This is a genomic window from Arcticibacter sp., assembly GCF_053551015.1.
Map to the genome: position 1 here is coordinate 73,183 of NZ_JBMQOB010000008.1, position 14,404 is coordinate 87,586.

The 14,404-nt window shown below is 43.2% G+C and carries 17 protein-coding genes and 1 tRNA gene; 7 read left to right on the top strand and 11 right to left on the bottom strand.

Annotated elements, in window-relative coordinates:
- Positions 1-40 precede the first annotated feature (40 nt).
- Positions 41-937 carry a class A beta-lactamase, subclass A2 gene (gene bla, locus ACO1NU_RS04695; RefSeq protein WP_448817456.1) on the top strand — a complete coding sequence of 299 codons (897 nt, stop codon included), beginning with the start codon at positions 41-43 and terminating at the stop codon, positions 935-937.
- Between the two features lie 14 nt (positions 938-951).
- Here bla and ACO1NU_RS04700 read toward each other — a convergent pair whose 3' ends face one another.
- Positions 952-1,761, bottom strand: a complete 810-nt coding sequence (locus ACO1NU_RS04700; RefSeq protein WP_448817308.1) for a helix-turn-helix domain-containing protein — start codon at positions 1,759-1,761, stop codon at positions 952-954.
- 149 nt (positions 1,762-1,910) lie between these two features.
- On the opposite strand from ACO1NU_RS04700, the gene map reads away from it, so the two are divergent.
- Complete coding sequence (gene map / locus ACO1NU_RS04705; protein WP_448817309.1) at positions 1,911-2,675, top strand: type I methionyl aminopeptidase; 765 nt, start codon at positions 1,911-1,913, stop codon at positions 2,673-2,675.
- A 2-nt stretch (positions 2,676-2,677) separates the two neighbouring features.
- Here map and ACO1NU_RS04710 read toward each other — a convergent pair whose 3' ends face one another.
- Positions 2,678-3,481: a glutaminyl-peptide cyclotransferase gene (locus ACO1NU_RS04710; protein ID WP_448817310.1), complete on the bottom strand. Its 804-nt coding sequence runs from the start codon at positions 3,479-3,481 to the stop codon at positions 2,678-2,680.
- A 222-nt stretch (positions 3,482-3,703) separates the two neighbouring features.
- On the opposite strand from ACO1NU_RS04710, the gene ACO1NU_RS04715 reads away from it, so the two are divergent.
- The gene (locus ACO1NU_RS04715; protein WP_448817311.1) at positions 3,704-4,096 is read left to right on the top strand and encodes a VOC family protein; all 393 of its coding nucleotides are present in this window, start codon (positions 3,704-3,706) and stop codon (positions 4,094-4,096) included.
- 28 nt (positions 4,097-4,124) lie between these two features.
- On the opposite strand, the gene ACO1NU_RS04720 is transcribed toward ACO1NU_RS04715, so the two are convergent.
- A complete protein-coding gene (locus ACO1NU_RS04720) occupies positions 4,125-4,484 on the bottom strand; it encodes a VOC family protein (protein ID WP_448817312.1) in 360 nt (119 codons plus the stop codon).
- A gap of 195 nt (positions 4,485-4,679) precedes the next feature.
- Entirely contained in the window at positions 4,680-5,213 is a 534-nt protein-coding gene (locus ACO1NU_RS04725; protein ID WP_448817313.1) for a pyridoxamine 5'-phosphate oxidase family protein, read from the bottom strand.
- Positions 5,214-5,524: 311 nt separating this feature from the next.
- Here ACO1NU_RS04725 and ACO1NU_RS04730 point away from each other — a divergent pair, with 311 nt between their 5' ends.
- Positions 5,525-6,439 (top strand): pirin family protein, encoded by a 915-nt coding sequence (locus tag ACO1NU_RS04730; RefSeq protein WP_448817314.1) that lies wholly within the window; start codon positions 5,525-5,527, stop codon positions 6,437-6,439.
- Between the two features lie 73 nt (positions 6,440-6,512).
- Here ACO1NU_RS04730 and ACO1NU_RS04735 read toward each other — a convergent pair whose 3' ends face one another.
- The 3 genes from ACO1NU_RS04735 to ACO1NU_RS04745 all read right to left on the bottom strand — a co-directional run bounded on the left by ACO1NU_RS04735 (position 6,513) and on the right by ACO1NU_RS04745 (position 7,747).
- On the bottom strand, positions 6,513-7,121 hold the full coding sequence (locus tag ACO1NU_RS04735; RefSeq protein WP_448817315.1) for a helix-turn-helix domain-containing protein: 609 nt from the start codon (positions 7,119-7,121) through the stop codon (positions 6,513-6,515).
- A 41-nt stretch (positions 7,122-7,162) separates the two neighbouring features.
- Positions 7,163-7,390: a hypothetical protein gene (locus ACO1NU_RS04740; protein WP_448817316.1), complete on the bottom strand. Its 228-nt coding sequence runs from the start codon at positions 7,388-7,390 to the stop codon at positions 7,163-7,165.
- Positions 7,391-7,489: 99 nt separating this feature from the next.
- Positions 7,490-7,747 (bottom strand): SDR family NAD(P)-dependent oxidoreductase, encoded by a 258-nt coding sequence (locus ACO1NU_RS04745; protein ID WP_448817317.1) that lies wholly within the window; start codon positions 7,745-7,747, stop codon positions 7,490-7,492.
- A 331-nt stretch (positions 7,748-8,078) separates the two neighbouring features.
- Here ACO1NU_RS04745 and ACO1NU_RS04750 point away from each other — a divergent pair, with 331 nt between their 5' ends.
- Both ACO1NU_RS04750 and ACO1NU_RS04755 read left to right on the top strand, forming a co-directional pair.
- On the top strand, positions 8,079-8,417 hold the full coding sequence (locus ACO1NU_RS04750) for a YciI family protein (protein ID WP_448817318.1): 339 nt from the start codon (positions 8,079-8,081) through the stop codon (positions 8,415-8,417).
- A complete protein-coding gene (locus ACO1NU_RS04755) occupies positions 8,410-9,669 on the top strand; it encodes an RNA polymerase sigma factor (RefSeq protein WP_448817319.1) in 1,260 nt (419 codons plus the stop codon). Before ACO1NU_RS04750 ends, ACO1NU_RS04755 begins: the two co-directional genes overlap by 8 nt.
- A 57-nt stretch (positions 9,670-9,726) precedes the next feature.
- Here ACO1NU_RS04755 and ACO1NU_RS04760 read toward each other — a convergent pair whose 3' ends face one another.
- The gene (locus ACO1NU_RS04760) at positions 9,727-9,951 is read right to left on the bottom strand and encodes a winged helix-turn-helix transcriptional regulator (protein ID WP_448817457.1); all 225 of its coding nucleotides are present in this window, start codon (positions 9,949-9,951) and stop codon (positions 9,727-9,729) included.
- 278 nt (positions 9,952-10,229) lie between these two features.
- On the opposite strand from ACO1NU_RS04760, the gene ACO1NU_RS04765 reads away from it, so the two are divergent.
- Positions 10,230-11,117, top strand: coding sequence for an SDR family oxidoreductase (locus ACO1NU_RS04765; protein ID WP_448817320.1), 888 nt, complete (start codon positions 10,230-10,232; stop codon positions 11,115-11,117).
- 167 nt (positions 11,118-11,284) lie between these two features.
- Here ACO1NU_RS04765 and ACO1NU_RS04770 read toward each other — a convergent pair.
- From ACO1NU_RS04770 to ACO1NU_RS04780, 3 genes are all read right to left on the bottom strand, one after another.
- A tRNA-Lys gene (locus tag ACO1NU_RS04770) sits at positions 11,285-11,357 on the bottom strand.
- Positions 11,358-11,483: 126 nt separating this feature from the next.
- The gene (locus tag ACO1NU_RS04775; protein ID WP_448817321.1) at positions 11,484-12,476 is read right to left on the bottom strand and encodes a YhdH/YhfP family quinone oxidoreductase; all 993 of its coding nucleotides are present in this window, start codon (positions 12,474-12,476) and stop codon (positions 11,484-11,486) included.
- 30 nt (positions 12,477-12,506) lie between these two features.
- The gene (locus ACO1NU_RS04780; RefSeq protein ID WP_448817322.1) at positions 12,507-14,213 is read right to left on the bottom strand and encodes an alpha-amylase family protein; all 1,707 of its coding nucleotides are present in this window, start codon (positions 14,211-14,213) and stop codon (positions 12,507-12,509) included.
- Positions 14,214-14,404: the final 191 nt, after the last annotated feature.

Consider the following 14,404-nt stretch of genomic DNA (forward strand, 5'->3'; position numbering starts at 1 on the left):
AATGCCTTTTTCCTCATGCTTAACATCATCCAAAGTGCGTATTACTAATTTCCTTGCAGTCTTAAGCTTATTAATCATTGTGTCCAATTGCACGGCGCAATCTCTTGATCCACTAAAAAGGGAGATTAACAAAATAATAGCCCAAAGCAAAGCCGAGGTCGGGGTGTCCATTATGGCTATCGAAGGACCCATGGCTTTGCATATTAACAATCACAAGCACTTTCCCTTGCAGAGTGTCTTTAAGTTTCACATCGCATTGGCAGTTCTGCATGAGGTGGATCAGGAGCGCTTAAACTTACATCAGGCGGTAATGATTTCCAAAAGAGACCTGCTGCCAGATACATGGAGTCCATTACGCGATAAGTATCCGGATGGCAACGTTCATGTACCTCTTTCGGAGATTCTTTCCTATACTGTTGCACAAAGCGATAACAACGGTTGTGATATTTTATTGAGACTCCTCGGCGGCACTGAGAAAGTTGACCATTATATCCGCCGTTTAGGAATCGAAGATTTTGCTATCGTGGTTAATGAGGAAGAAATGCATAACAGCTGGAATGCGCAGTTTAAAAACTGGACAACACCGGATGCATCTACGCAACTCCTTAAAATGTTCTTTGAAGGAAAGATCCTCGGTGCAGAGAGTTTTGATTTTCTCTGTAAGGTGCTGGTAAATACCAGCACCGGAGTTAACAGGTTAAAAGGGGAGTTGCCGACAGGAACACCAGTGGCACATAAAACGGGAACATCGGGTACGAATACTTCAGGTGTAACATCTGCAATTAATGATGTTGGCATTGTGACACAAACAAGTGGTAAGCATTATGCGATCAGCGTCTACGTAGCCAACTCCAGGGAGAAACCCGAACGTCTTGAGAAGATCATCTCAGATATTTCGAAGCTCACCTGGGACTATTTCGAATCCATGGAGGACTAAAGGAGCAGAATAGACTATTTAGAGGAAATGGTGCCCAAATGAGTCTCAAGGTTTTGAAAGTAGGTTTTCGGAGGTACTCCCGAAAATCTCCTGAAATCTTTTATGAAGTGATTGTCGTCATAATAGCCATGATCTAGTGCAACCTGCAGAAGATCCTTTGCCCCCGACGAATGTAAATCCAGGTATGCTTTCAGGAAGCGCCGGATAGATATGTATTCTTTTGGCGACATGCCTACATGCCTTTTAAAGTTCCGCTCCAGCCATTTATAATTTAGCCGAAGGGAATAATCATTCAGCAGTCCTTTGACACTCAACGTGTCGCGCTTTTCGATCGAGTGTAGAATGTCTGTCAGCAGTTCCGGATAGTAGTGACGATTCATCCGCTTGGCGAGCCATTCGGAAATCAATTGCATCCGGTCTATGGTCGAAGTTGTATCGTAGAACGCGTTGTTTAATTTCGCGAAACCGGCGCCCGCGATCTCTGAAAAATTAACGACCTGCTTCGTCGTGAAGTAATTCTCCTCCAGCCCGAACGAGCCAAAGAAAGTCATGGGATGGAAACGTATGACAAACATGTTCCGAAACGCTGTTGAAGACTCACAATAAACATTCTTCAGTATACCCCCGCAGAACCATGCATTTTCGACCAGACTGATTTCGCCGTCTACTATCAGACGGGTTCGTTCATTTCTTGCCCGCATAAAGGCAAGAACAGGATAGCCATCATTGAAAAATAGTTGTTTGCCAATGCAACGATCATTATCAAGCACATAGAAGCCCTCCACAAAAGGCTTCAGACGATCTGGAACTTCAAACCGGTTCATCTGTAAATGATCGGGACGGGCTAGATGTTTAAAAAAACTGATAGGCATTGTTCAAATATATCCATTTCACTGGCAAACAGAAATGTCGAAGTTATACTATCCGGCAGGTCCAGTCTTGATTAGTTTTGTAGAAAGAAGTACGCATAGTTATGATAATCAATAATAAGACAGATCTTGAGGGAATGATTCAGGTGAGCGAAGCTGTAGCGATTACGCTGAAGAAGATGCAGGAATATGCCCGCGCCGGAATGAGCACCAAGGAACTGGATGATTACGGAGGTGAGGTACTGGCTACCTTCGGTGCCCGGTCAGCTCCTTATCTCGTATACAGATTTCCCGGACATACCTGTATCAGTATCAACAACGAAATCTGTCACGGGATACCTTCAAGTGATAGAATTATTCAGAAAGGGGACCTGTTGAATATAGATGTGTCGGCAGAACTCAATGGCTACTGGTCAGATAACGGCGGGTCGATCATTGTGGAAGAGGATGTTCATGAAAAGAAGCATCTCATAGACACGTCTATAGCAATACTTAGAAATGCGATCACGGGCATCCACTCAGGGGTTAAGATCAACGAAATTGGCGGGATAATAGAAGCAGAAGCAAGGAGAAACGGCTACAAAGTAGTTAAGAACCTCGGCGGACATGGTATCGGCAGAGGCCTTCATGAGCAGCCGGATGCTATATTAAACTATAAAGACAGGCTTGATAAGAGGAGGTTCAGAAAGGATATGGTGGTCGCTATAGAAACCTTTATCACCACGAAGTCCACATGGGCGGTGGAACAGTCAGACGGGTTTACCATGCTCGGAGACAAAGGCGGCTTTGCAGTTCAGCATGAACATACCATTGTTGTAACCGACTCATTGCCGATTATCTTGACAGAGAAAAATGGAATACTTGCTTAATATTACTGCGACAGTTCAATCTCATATATTTTCGGCCAGAGTTTGCCCGTCACCATGATCTTTTTGGTATCAGGCTGATACGCAATTCCGTTTGTTTCAAGTGCATCAGGATAGATCTTCAGAACTTCCTTTCTGAGGTTGGTTAGGTCTAGCTTTCCTACCACCTGGCCCGTTGCCGGATCTATTTTGACTATGACGTCCTTCATCCACACATTAGCATATATAAACCCATCGATGTATTCCAGTTCATTTAAATGCTCGACTGCATACCCGTTTTCAGATACTGGTATCGTCTTAGTCGTTTGAAAGCTCTCCGGGTCGAGGTAGGTCAGAATATGAGAACCGTCGCTCATGATGATGAAATTCCCGTCCGTTGTTAAACCCCAGCCTTCTGTATTTTTGTATTGGTATTTCCCAATTTGATTAAACGACCTGGCATCATACACAAAGCATATCTGGTTCTGATATGTAAGCTGGAATAGCTTGTCGTTCAAGAAAACGATGCCTTCACCAAAATAAGCCTTTTTGTCTAGTCTTACTTTTTCTTCAATTTTTCCATTCTCCAGATTCAATATGCCTATCACAGACTCTGTCTGAGGTAAGTCTTCGGGTGATCCCGTGCTCTCATACAGTTTTCCCTGATGGAATACCAGCCCTTCAGTAAACGAAGATGTGCTATGCGAAAAGCTGTTAGTAACAGCATAATTAATGACCGGAGTCGACTTAACCGGCTCTTCTGTTTGACTTGAAGGATTACCGGTACAAGCGGAAATCAGAACTGAGAACGCAAATAGAATTTTTTTCATTAACACTATGTTGTGCAACCATCGAACAGTAGATTAAACCCCTAGCTGTTGAAGGTAATTAGTCAACTAAAGTACAAACATTAGACCGTTCAAGCTTATGTCCGTCCACCCTTTCTATGAACAATTACTTTCATATTAGTCGTAATTGCCCCCCTAAGTTGACGTTTTTACACGCCAACGAAGGGCAGAAGGGTTGTACTTTTAACACAAATTATAAGCAATATGGCAACACAAATCTTTGTAAACCTTCCTGTTGAAGACCTAAGCAAGTCCATGGAATTTTTTACTAAACAGGGATATAGCTTCAACCGGGAGTTTAGCGATGAGAAAGCAGCATGTATGGTAATAAGCGACACCATCTACGTCATTTTGCTGACGAAGGCTTTCTTTCAGACATTCACAAAAAAGCAGATTATAGATGCTCACCAAGCGGCGGAATGTTCCATTGCCTTATCAGCTGATAGCAAAGATGCAGTCAACGAAATGGTCGCCAAAGCCGAGGCCGCTGGTGCAACTATACCTAATGCCCCAAGCGACCACGGTTTCATGTATCAGCATAGCTTCGAAGATCTCGACGGACATCACTGGGAGTTTGTATGGATGAACGAGCCTTAAAATTCGCCGCGTATCTTCTCAATAGAATTTACTCAGACCAGACAGCAAGCTCGTATCCGTCAGGATCTCTGAATTGGAAGCGTCTGCCTCCGGGAAAACTGAAAATGTCCGTTACAATAGTGCCTCCGGCGCTAATCACCTTCTGTTTGGTCGCTTCGATATCTTTTGAGTACAGAACAACTAAGATGCTTCCGTTAATGGGTTGACCATAGGTGAAGCCTCCGTCAACATAGTCGCCTTCGAAAGCGGTGTACTCCGGTCCGTAATCCGTGAACTTCCATTCAAAACAACTGGAATAAAAATGTTTGGCTTCAGCCAGATCTTTCGATACAAACTCGATGTATTGTATCTGTTCATGTTTCAATTTTTGTGAATCAACTTCCGTCATGGTGCTTCAAGCATTTTGTTATACAAGAATAGGGTATTAAGCCCACTGAATCCAGGGGAAAATGAACAATTTAAGTAACTAGCCCCCTAAATCTCAACTGCCGGGATCACACCATAGAAGCGATTTGATATACCCTCCAGCCTGCTAACTTGGCTCATGTTACCTCCGATTCAGGCAACAACGACTAATCGAAGATTAAATGCTAATGTTGCCTTCAATAGAATCATCGAGGGTCTTGCCCATAATGGCTCCCGCTGCTTGTTTAATCATAGAAACAGCTGCACCATGCTTCGTATCCCAGTAATATCCTTTATGAGGCTCAACCTTTATAGCGGTAATTCTTGGATCATCAACCCCTTCCGTGAACCAGGTCTTTAATATCGGATTCCAAAGTTCCTTTATTTTTTGCATATCAAGTACGATTTTTGCCGAGCCGAACAGGGTCAGAAACTCCGAGTAGGATGAACCCTGGAATAATAACTGAACGGAAGGATCGATGGTGATTTCTTGGTTTTTGTTGCTATCACTCGCACTAAGGAACCATAGATTGCCTTCCTCATCAATGTCCTGAACAGACATCGGCCTGGTGGCAAAAGCATCTCCTTTCTTGAAATCAGTACAAAAAAAGCATGAGCTATCTTTTGCCATGTTCTTTATGCGAGCTTTCGCTTCTGCACCCTGTAGGTCTTCATGGTTTTTCTCCTCTTGTTGTTTATTAATGCTATCCATATTTTTCAGATTAGTGGTTTATTTGTAGCTGTACTAAGCTAGAACACTAAACCGCTTTTACTGTTTTGATGTTGGTAATCAGAAGATTGTTAAGGCGATTTAGGCTCGATGCCTTCAGTTAAAAACCAATCAATATTGACCGAAGGAGCTACCGGGACTCCTGATCATCGTTTACCTTGCTCTCGCTAAGATGATTCTTTGTGTACGTCCCACTTATTGCTACATTTTAGTCAAATAAAAAAGGAGCCATCGATAATTGATCAAATAACCATAGCTTTAATAATACCTGAACCAGAATTAATAATTGAGTTATGCTTGATATTGTAATTGAAGCCAGAAGCGCTGAGATTAGTAAGGGGATGAGCGTTAATCGAATTCTTCCCTTCCGCCTTCGCAGAATGATTGGTCCATTTATATTCATGGATCATGCAGGTCCGGTTGACGATGTGATTTTACCCGTGTCGAATATGGATGTACTCCCGCACCCCCATATAGGCCTTTCTACTGTCAGCTATCTGTTTGGGGGACAGGTGATGCATCGCGATAGTCTGGGTGTAGAACAGATCATCCGGCCGGGAGAAGTAAACTGGATGACTGCAGGGAGTGGAATTGCACACTCTGAGCGGTTTGAAGATCCTTCAGCACTCGCGGGTGGACTTGAGATGATACAAACCTGGGTGGCTCTTCCTGAAAAGGATGAAGAAGCTGCGCCTTCTTTTAATAACTACTCGCCGGAGCAGCTCCCGATATTTACTGAAAAGGGTGTGTGGATGCGACTGATCGCCGGCGACGCTTATGGATTGCGAAACGATGTCAAAACTGCTTCGCCCTTATTTTATCTGCACGTTGTCTTACAGCGTGGTGCCAGGTTCGGACTCCCGCAGGAACACTCAGAACGAGGTTTTTATATCGTCAAAGGAAGTATAGAGATGTCAGGCATAACCTATGGCCCCGGTAAGATGCTGGTCTTCAGCAAAGGAGTTGATCCTTTGATCATCGCCAAAGAAGACACCACGCTGATGCTTTTAGGGGGCGAGCCCTTAGGCGAACGCTTTATCTGGTGGAACTTTGTCTCTTCAAGAAAGGAACGTATCGAGCAAGCCAAAGAGGATTGGAAACAGGGGAAAATTATCCTTCCTCCTAACGACAATAAAGAGTTTATTCCACTACCGGAAGATAGATCAAGGCCAGGAGGAAGTGCGCCCAGACCAGAACTCCTTTCGTAGTGGTGATTTTACACCCTGAACAGCAATCCTAGAACGAAGCCAAATCAGAGTGTACCTGCTATTCCCGATTGGATTAATCGAATGAGCGTCTAAATGCTAGAGGTGATAGATCAGTTTTTGACTTGAACAACCTGCTGAACGATTGTGAATGTTCAAAACCTAGTTCGTATGCTATCTGTGAAACAGACAGCGTAGTAGCCGAGAGCCTTTCTTTTGCCTTTTCAATAAGTGTATTCTGTATATGCTGTTGTGCACTTTGCCCGGTCAAAGAACGCAGCATATCACTCAGATAACCAGGGGAAAGGTATAATTGCTCATAGAGATATTGAACCGTTGGAATTCCCTGGACTGATAATTTTTCATTGCTAAAACAATTATCTAATATTCCTTCGAGCCTTTGCAGAAGCTCATTGTTGATGGCTTTATGCGTGATAAACTGCCGCTTATAAAAACGATTGCTGTAATTCAATAATGATTCCAGTTGAGAAACGATCACATCCTGGCTAAAATCATCTATCCTGCTTTGTAGTTCGTCATCAATATTCTTAAAAATATGGATGATGGTTTCCTTTTCTTTATAGGAAAGGTGCAGGGCCTCGTTAGCCGAATAAGAAAAGAAGCCATAGTGTTTGATCTTTTTTGCCAGGGGATATGATAACAGAAAATCTGGATGAACGATCAATGTATAGCCCGAATGGTCTCCATTATTTTCGCTATTGGCGCTTAACTGGTTCGGAGGGACAAAAACAAGCCACCTTCGTCAAAATCATAGTAGTGCTGACCATATTTCAATTTACCGCTAAGGAAACTCGGCAAGCCAGTGCTGTCTAATGTATTATCATTATTATCGATCAGGTTTATAAGCGGATGCAAGGGCTGTGGCAACCCCAGCATACGGTGGAGATCAGATAAGGAATTAAAGTTATAAGGAACACCAGCGTCTCTTTTCATTTCATATATTATTAGCAGCACTTGCTTACCACGGAATTTCACCTGTTTCAGGGTTATTATCTTCGCAGAAAAACTTGCCCGTTGGCCCGTAATTGCCAATCAGAGTGTATTTAAGGATCTGATGTGCCGCAGTTTCAACGTACTCGTTCCAAAATGGCGGTTGAAATCGGTTGCCGTAGATGGAGGACTAACCGCATTCACCTTAACAGTGGTATTCCGCAATTCGAAGGCCAGATTGATAGTGTACATATTCAAGGCAGACTTCGACGACTGATAAACAACTCCTTTTTTGGTGTAATATTTATACGTCGGATCGCTATGGAGGGTAAGCGAACCCTGGCTGGAACTTACATTCACAATACGATTGGTAGATGCCGAACGAAACTTCTAACCCAATCGCGGAATTTTGTAACGTTATCGAGGTTGATGAAATCGGCTATATTGGACTTGCATGAGAATTGCGCACAGCAGACTTCTGATAGGGTGCAATCTTAATGATTATTCCTATTGTTACAGCTCGATAAAACAATGAGATTACGAATTTATTTACCAGGAGCGAAAAATTAAAGTATTAAATTTAAGAAAATGAACTAACCCTATACCGGAATATAGCAATGAGGATTTGTCCCGATTTTTAGATCTCGATTGTCTTATAGGCTGGAAAGACAAATAAAATAAAATGAAAGAAATGAAAGAATTCTTATTACTAATCCGTGAAAATGCCGATTATGGGAACGTATCAGTTCAGGATATGCAGGCGGACATTCAGGCACACATAGAGTGGGTGGAAACATTGGTAGCCAGTGGAAATTTCAGGGAGGGCAACCCCTTGGAAGCAAAAGGGATTACTTTAAAAAATGGCCTTGTTACAGACGGTCCTTATGTAGAAATGAAGGAATGTATCAGTGGATACTATATCCTATTAGCAGATTCATTAGAACAGGCAACAATACGGGTAAAAGATTGTCCGGATTTTAGAACGGGTGCTACACTGGAACTCCGTGAAATCATCAACACGGATGAATAGAGATCCCCAACAAGGTATCAATGCATTGACAGGTTATCTTTTCAGGGAATATCATGGGAAGATGGTTTCTCTATTATCTTCGAAATTTGGTTACGATCAAATAGATAACGTATTGGACGCCCTGCAGGAATCCTTTGAGGCCGCCTTGAAAACATGGAAGTTTTCCGGTGTTCCCGAGAAGCCTGTTGCTTGGTTATGTAGAGTTGCAGGCAACAACCTCCTTAACAGAATTAAACGATCGAATCTTTCCCATGCTTATCTTTCTCAACTCCCAACTGGGGAGGAAATTACCTTGCCTTATGATGAAGTTGAAGCAGAAGACAGTTTATTAAAATTACTTGTCTTTTTTTCTAAGGCAAACTTTACCGAAAGGAATAAGCTTGTCATTTCGCTTTACTTTCTCTGCGGATTCAATTACTCTGAAATCGCGAATGCTCTGCTGCTGAAAACAGAAACCGTGAAAAAAACCATTTTGAGGGGTAGAGAAACGATAAAGGAATTTTCTTGCAGGTATGAGCATTTCCAAGTCCAATCTATTGATGACCCGGCCCACCTGTTGCGAGTACTCTATCTACTCTTTAACGAGGGCCACAAAAGTTCGCAAAAAAATGGCAGCATCAATAATGGGCTCTGCTTTGAGGCCATGAGATTGGCTACGCTGGTACACCGCCGTCAACCTGATGATGGAAAAACCAATTCATTGTTGGCGATAATGTTCTTTCATTCCTCCAGATTTCCTGCCAGGACAGCTGGTGACTCATGGATTTCACTAGAGGTGCAAGATCGGAGCCTTTGGAACAGCGAACTTATTTCAGCCGGATTCCGGCATTTACGAATAGCGAAAAATAACCTTAGTTTTCTAGAGAAATACTATATCGAGGCATTGATCTCCTCAGTTCATTGTAGCTCGGAAACGTACGAAAAAACCGATTGGAAAATGATCACCTATCTGTATCGACAGCTTGAGCATCTGGAACCTTATTCCATTTCGGTAACCTTGAACCGTATCCTTGCAGAAAGTCACTATCAGGACTTAACAGGTTTACTGAGGGAACTAAGCCTTATGGAGAAACAGGTAGGCAGTGAACTAGCATTTTTTTATTATGCTGCCAGAGCACATTGCTATACTAAGCTTGAAAGCTGGAACCTAGCCTTGGAAAACTATCAACGATCGTTGCTTTATGCCAAAAACAAAACAGACTGTAACTTCATTAACCGGAAAATTGAGTTGATCAGCTCGTGCAATGATTGATATTAATCTTCGTCTATCCATCAACCTTGTACCGGATAGTTTTACGAGATCTTATTCCTAATGACGAGCCAATTTATTAAGCGGAGGCTGCAATGTTAGGAGAGCCAGTTCGCGATGTTTTTGCCCCCAGGAAATCATCGCATCGATGATGCCTATCATGTTTTTACCAGAGTCTGTTAATTTATATTCAATCAATGAATTTGTTTCTAACCGTTCTACAATGCCATTTATTTCCAGTTCCTTCAGTTCTTTGGATAGCATTTTTGGCGTAATCCTCTCAATTTAGTGAGTAAATCCTTAAAACGAGCGTTGCCGCGAAGAAGACTGGCGATAATGGGCAATTTCCATTTACCGTTGACCACATTCAATGTATCCATTAAAGCGAGAACATAACTGCGAGGACATTCTTCAACGTTCGTATTTATAATTTCTTCAAAACTCTTCATCACTTTCTAAATGTAGTATACAAAAGTATAGTGTTATTTACCTTTCCCGAAGCCACATACTCCTATTCACTTCTTTAAGTTTGCCTCCATAAAAATTTATAAAATATAATTCTTATGATTTTAGTAGCGGGAGCAACAGGTCAGTTCGGCAGCAAAGTAGTCGAATATTTATTGAAAAAGGAGACCCAACCGTCGGAGATTGCGGTATTGGTACGAGATATAGAAAAAGCCAGACAATTTGAAGAGCAAGGTATAAAAGTGAATGTTGGTGATTATCTCAATGAAGAGTCGTTGCTCAAGGCCATGCGGGGTGTAGATAAATTACTGCTAGTATCAAGTAACGATAAACAAGCTTATAGTAACCGTACAACGCAGCATCTCTTGGTCATCAGAGCAGCTAAAATGGTAGGTATAAAACATATTGTTTATACTTCGTTTATAAGAAATTCCGGTTTTGAAAGATCATCCATTTCTGCATTTCAGCAATCACACGTCGATACAGAAGATTTTTTGAAAGATAGCGGAATCACATATACGATACTTCAAAATGGTATTTACTTTGAAATGATTCCCGTTTTTGTAGGAGCTGATGTCGCTGAAAAAGCAACAATCCTGTTTCCTGCAGCAAATGGAAATGCAAGCTATGTACTGCGTGAAGAACTGGCGGAAGCTGCTGCTTATGTTTTAACGTCGCAAGGTCACGACAACAAGATATATCCTCTAACTAACAATGAGTCGGTAAACTTCCGGGAAATCGCAAATTCAATAGGAAAAGCCATTGAAAAAGAAGTAAACTATATATCGCCTTCGTCATCCGAATTTGAAGCAACTCTTACACAGGCCGGTGTTCCGGAAATGTATATCACTGCGCTGACGATGTGGGCGTCGGCTCACGAACAAGGTGCACTTGATCAGAGAAATAACATATTAGAAAAATTTTTAACCAGAAAGCCTACTTCATTGCAGCAATTTATTGATCGTGTGTACCAGGAACAGCCTTGATAGGAGATAGGTTCCTGAAAAGTAAAGATATTTGGCACCTACTAATCAACAGTTTGAAACGCCTTAACCTGCTTATTCATAGATAAGTAATCAGGAGGAAAGCTACCAACCATTGCGTGGAAATAAAAAAGGGACAAGTCAGAAGAATTCTGTCTTGTCCCTTTTTGTGATCCCGCTGGGATTCGAACCCAGGACCACTACATTAAAAGTGTAATGCTCTACCAGCTGAGCTACGGAATCATTCCCTTGATTGGGTGTGCAAAGGTAGAAAAAAATGAGAAAAAACTACATTTCAGTTCAAATAAATTCCACATTTATTCTCCGTTTCAAATAACCCCCTGATTTTCAGAGAGAAAAAATCACGCATTAATATGCGAGATTCACCAAAGTTCTTCCGGTCATCTGGCCGTTCAGTATTTGCCCAATACATTTGGGGAGTTCCTCAAGGCCAATTTCGTTTACCAACGTCTCCAAACCTTCAGGTTTCCATTCGTTCGCCAGTGATTCCCAGATGGCAGGGCGGCTCTCCAGGGGCAGGTTCACTGAATCGATGCCCGCCAGGTGTATACCCTTAACGATGAAAGGGAAGATGGTTAATGGAAGATCTGTGCCGTTAACCAGGCCACACGCCGTAACAATCCCGCCATAGCTTAAACTTCTTAGCATAGTACTGAGAACAGTTCCACCAACAGTGTCCACTGCGGCCGCAAACCGACTGCGCAGGAGTGGTCTGCCTGACGAGTCCTCCATTTCCGATCTCTGAATAATCTCTTTCGCTCCCAGACTCTTCAGAAAAGCAGCCGAATCTTTTCCGCTGATCGCGGCAACCTGGTAACCCAAACCGCTTAATATGCTTACTGCGACAGAGCCGACACCACCGCTTGCTCCTGATACGGCAATGAGTCCATCCTCAGGCTTGATGCCATGCTTCAGGACGGCGTCAACGGAGAGACCTGCAGTAAAACCCGCGGTTCCGTAAATCATGCTTTCGCGCAAAGTTAAACCGGACGGAAGCTTTACAATCCAGTTCGCCGGCACTCGTACGTAGCCCCCGAAGCCGCCGCTGGTATTCATTCCCAGATCAAAGCCGGTAACAATCACTTCATCACCTGCTTTCCAGTCTGGAGAATCTGATTCTTCAACAATGCCGGCTACATCTATTCCCGGCGTATGGGGGTAGGCCTTGGTAATAGCTTTATTTCCACTGGCCGACATCGCATCTTTATAGTTCAGTGAGGAGTACAGAACCTTGATCAGCACTTCTCCCTCGGGCAGATCATCGGTACTGCGGGTCACAACAGACATCTTAAAGTTGCCGTTCACTTCTTCTACCTCAAGGGCTTTAAATAATTTAGACATATATATCAATTTGTATGAATCATGATCATCCTACTTAATGGCATACCATCTGTGATCGTAGCTATCCAGCCGAATGTTTATTTTAGAATTTTTTGGATTAACGTTTGTGGCGTTCAGAATGCCTTCGAGACTTTTGCCCTTCTCGACTTCGGTGTTTATGGAAGTCTCCACGGCATTCGGACTGAAGTTATGAATGGCAATCATCTCGCGGTTTCTATAAGTGTATTTAATAGCGAGAACATGTCTGGAGCCGGTATTCAATACTTTCCAATTGCCAAGACTGATCTCCGGATGTCCTTTTCTCAATTCGATAAGCTTCCTGGTAAAGTTAAGAAGAGACCCCTCTGATTTTTCCTGTAAGGCTACATTGACCTGTTTATAGCTGTAAACTCCCGTGTCGATCACATTCCGGAAGACCTTACCTGCGCTTGAGAAACCTGCCTGTGCGGAAGAAGACCACTGCATAGGCGTACGTACCGCAAGCCGTTCTTTCAGCTGCTGGTCGTCACCCATACCGATCTCCTCACCATACCGGATCACAGGGGTACCGGGTAGCGAGAAAAGTAGGCTATAGGCTAGCTCAAGTTGTTGTTTGTTATTCGAAAACATAGGAGCGAGCCTTCTTCGGATACCGCGTTCATACAGGATCATCCCTGAATCGGGCGCAAACTTGGAAAATACAAGTTCCTGCTTTTTCGGCGACAGTCTTCCGAGATCTATTTCATCATGATTGCGAAGAAAATAGGCCCATTGTGCTGTCCCCGGCTTCTCTTTGGTGTCTTCAAGTACCTTCACAAAATCCTTTACATCTCCGGAGGCAAATGCATAGAAGAGGAACTGGTTGCCGAAAAAGTTAAACATCATCTGCAGACGCTCGCCTTTCTCGCCGAAATATTCGATGTTCTTTTCAGGTTCTACATTCGCTTCTCCCAGAAGCAGCGCATCCGGTTTGATCGCCTTCACTGCTTTTCTGATTTCAGTCAGGAACTCCACCTTGTTCTTCGGATCCTCGGCACCTGTCTTGGGCAGATCAACAATGAACGGAACGGCGTCGAGCCTGTAACCATCAAGTCCCTGCTTCAGCCAGTAACGCAGTACCTTCTTCATCTCTGCCTGCACGTCCGGGTTCTCGATGTTCAGATCGGGTTGGAAGGTATAGAACCGGTGAAAATAATAGTGCTTTGCCTGGTCGTCATAGGTCCAGGTTTCCTTCTCCACACCAGGAAATCCCATGCCTTTGTTCCAGTCCCTGGGACGCTCTTTTGACCATACATAATAGGGGAAGTAGCGTGATGTCGTGTCTTTTATTGCCTGCTGGAACCAGGGGTGGCTTACGGAGGTATGGTTTAAAACCAGGTCCATAATGACCTTTATTTTCCTTTTTTTCGCTTCTGCGATAAACTGGTCGAAGTCGTTCTGATCGCCAAGTCGTTCGTCGATAGCATAGTAGTCTGCTACATCGTAGCCATCATCTTTGTCGGGGGTAGGTTGAAACGGTGACAGCCAGATAACATCTACGCCCAGCCATTTCAAGTAATCAAGCTTCTGGATCAGGCCCTGAATATCGCCCACACCATCGCCGTCGCTGTCTTTGTAGGAATCTATATCGACGTTGTAAATGGTACTGGTTTTGTACCAGGGGACCTCATCGGTTTGTACTGGTTGTACAGGTTTGTTCCGGCAAGCCGTGATAAGTAGCAGACTCAATAAGGGGAGGAGTAAGGGAGATCTTTTCATAGTGATGCTTACTCGTTTAACCCTGAACCACACCAAAATGTTTAGGAGCTATTTCGTAACTGCTCCAATATCCGGGCTCTCTGGTCGAATTCCTGCGCAACAAGAGTGTCCATCAAGCCTTACATGTGAAATTATAAGATATACAGTCTTTTATGAATGAGCATGTACACGATGTGCTGCCGTTGTAAAGG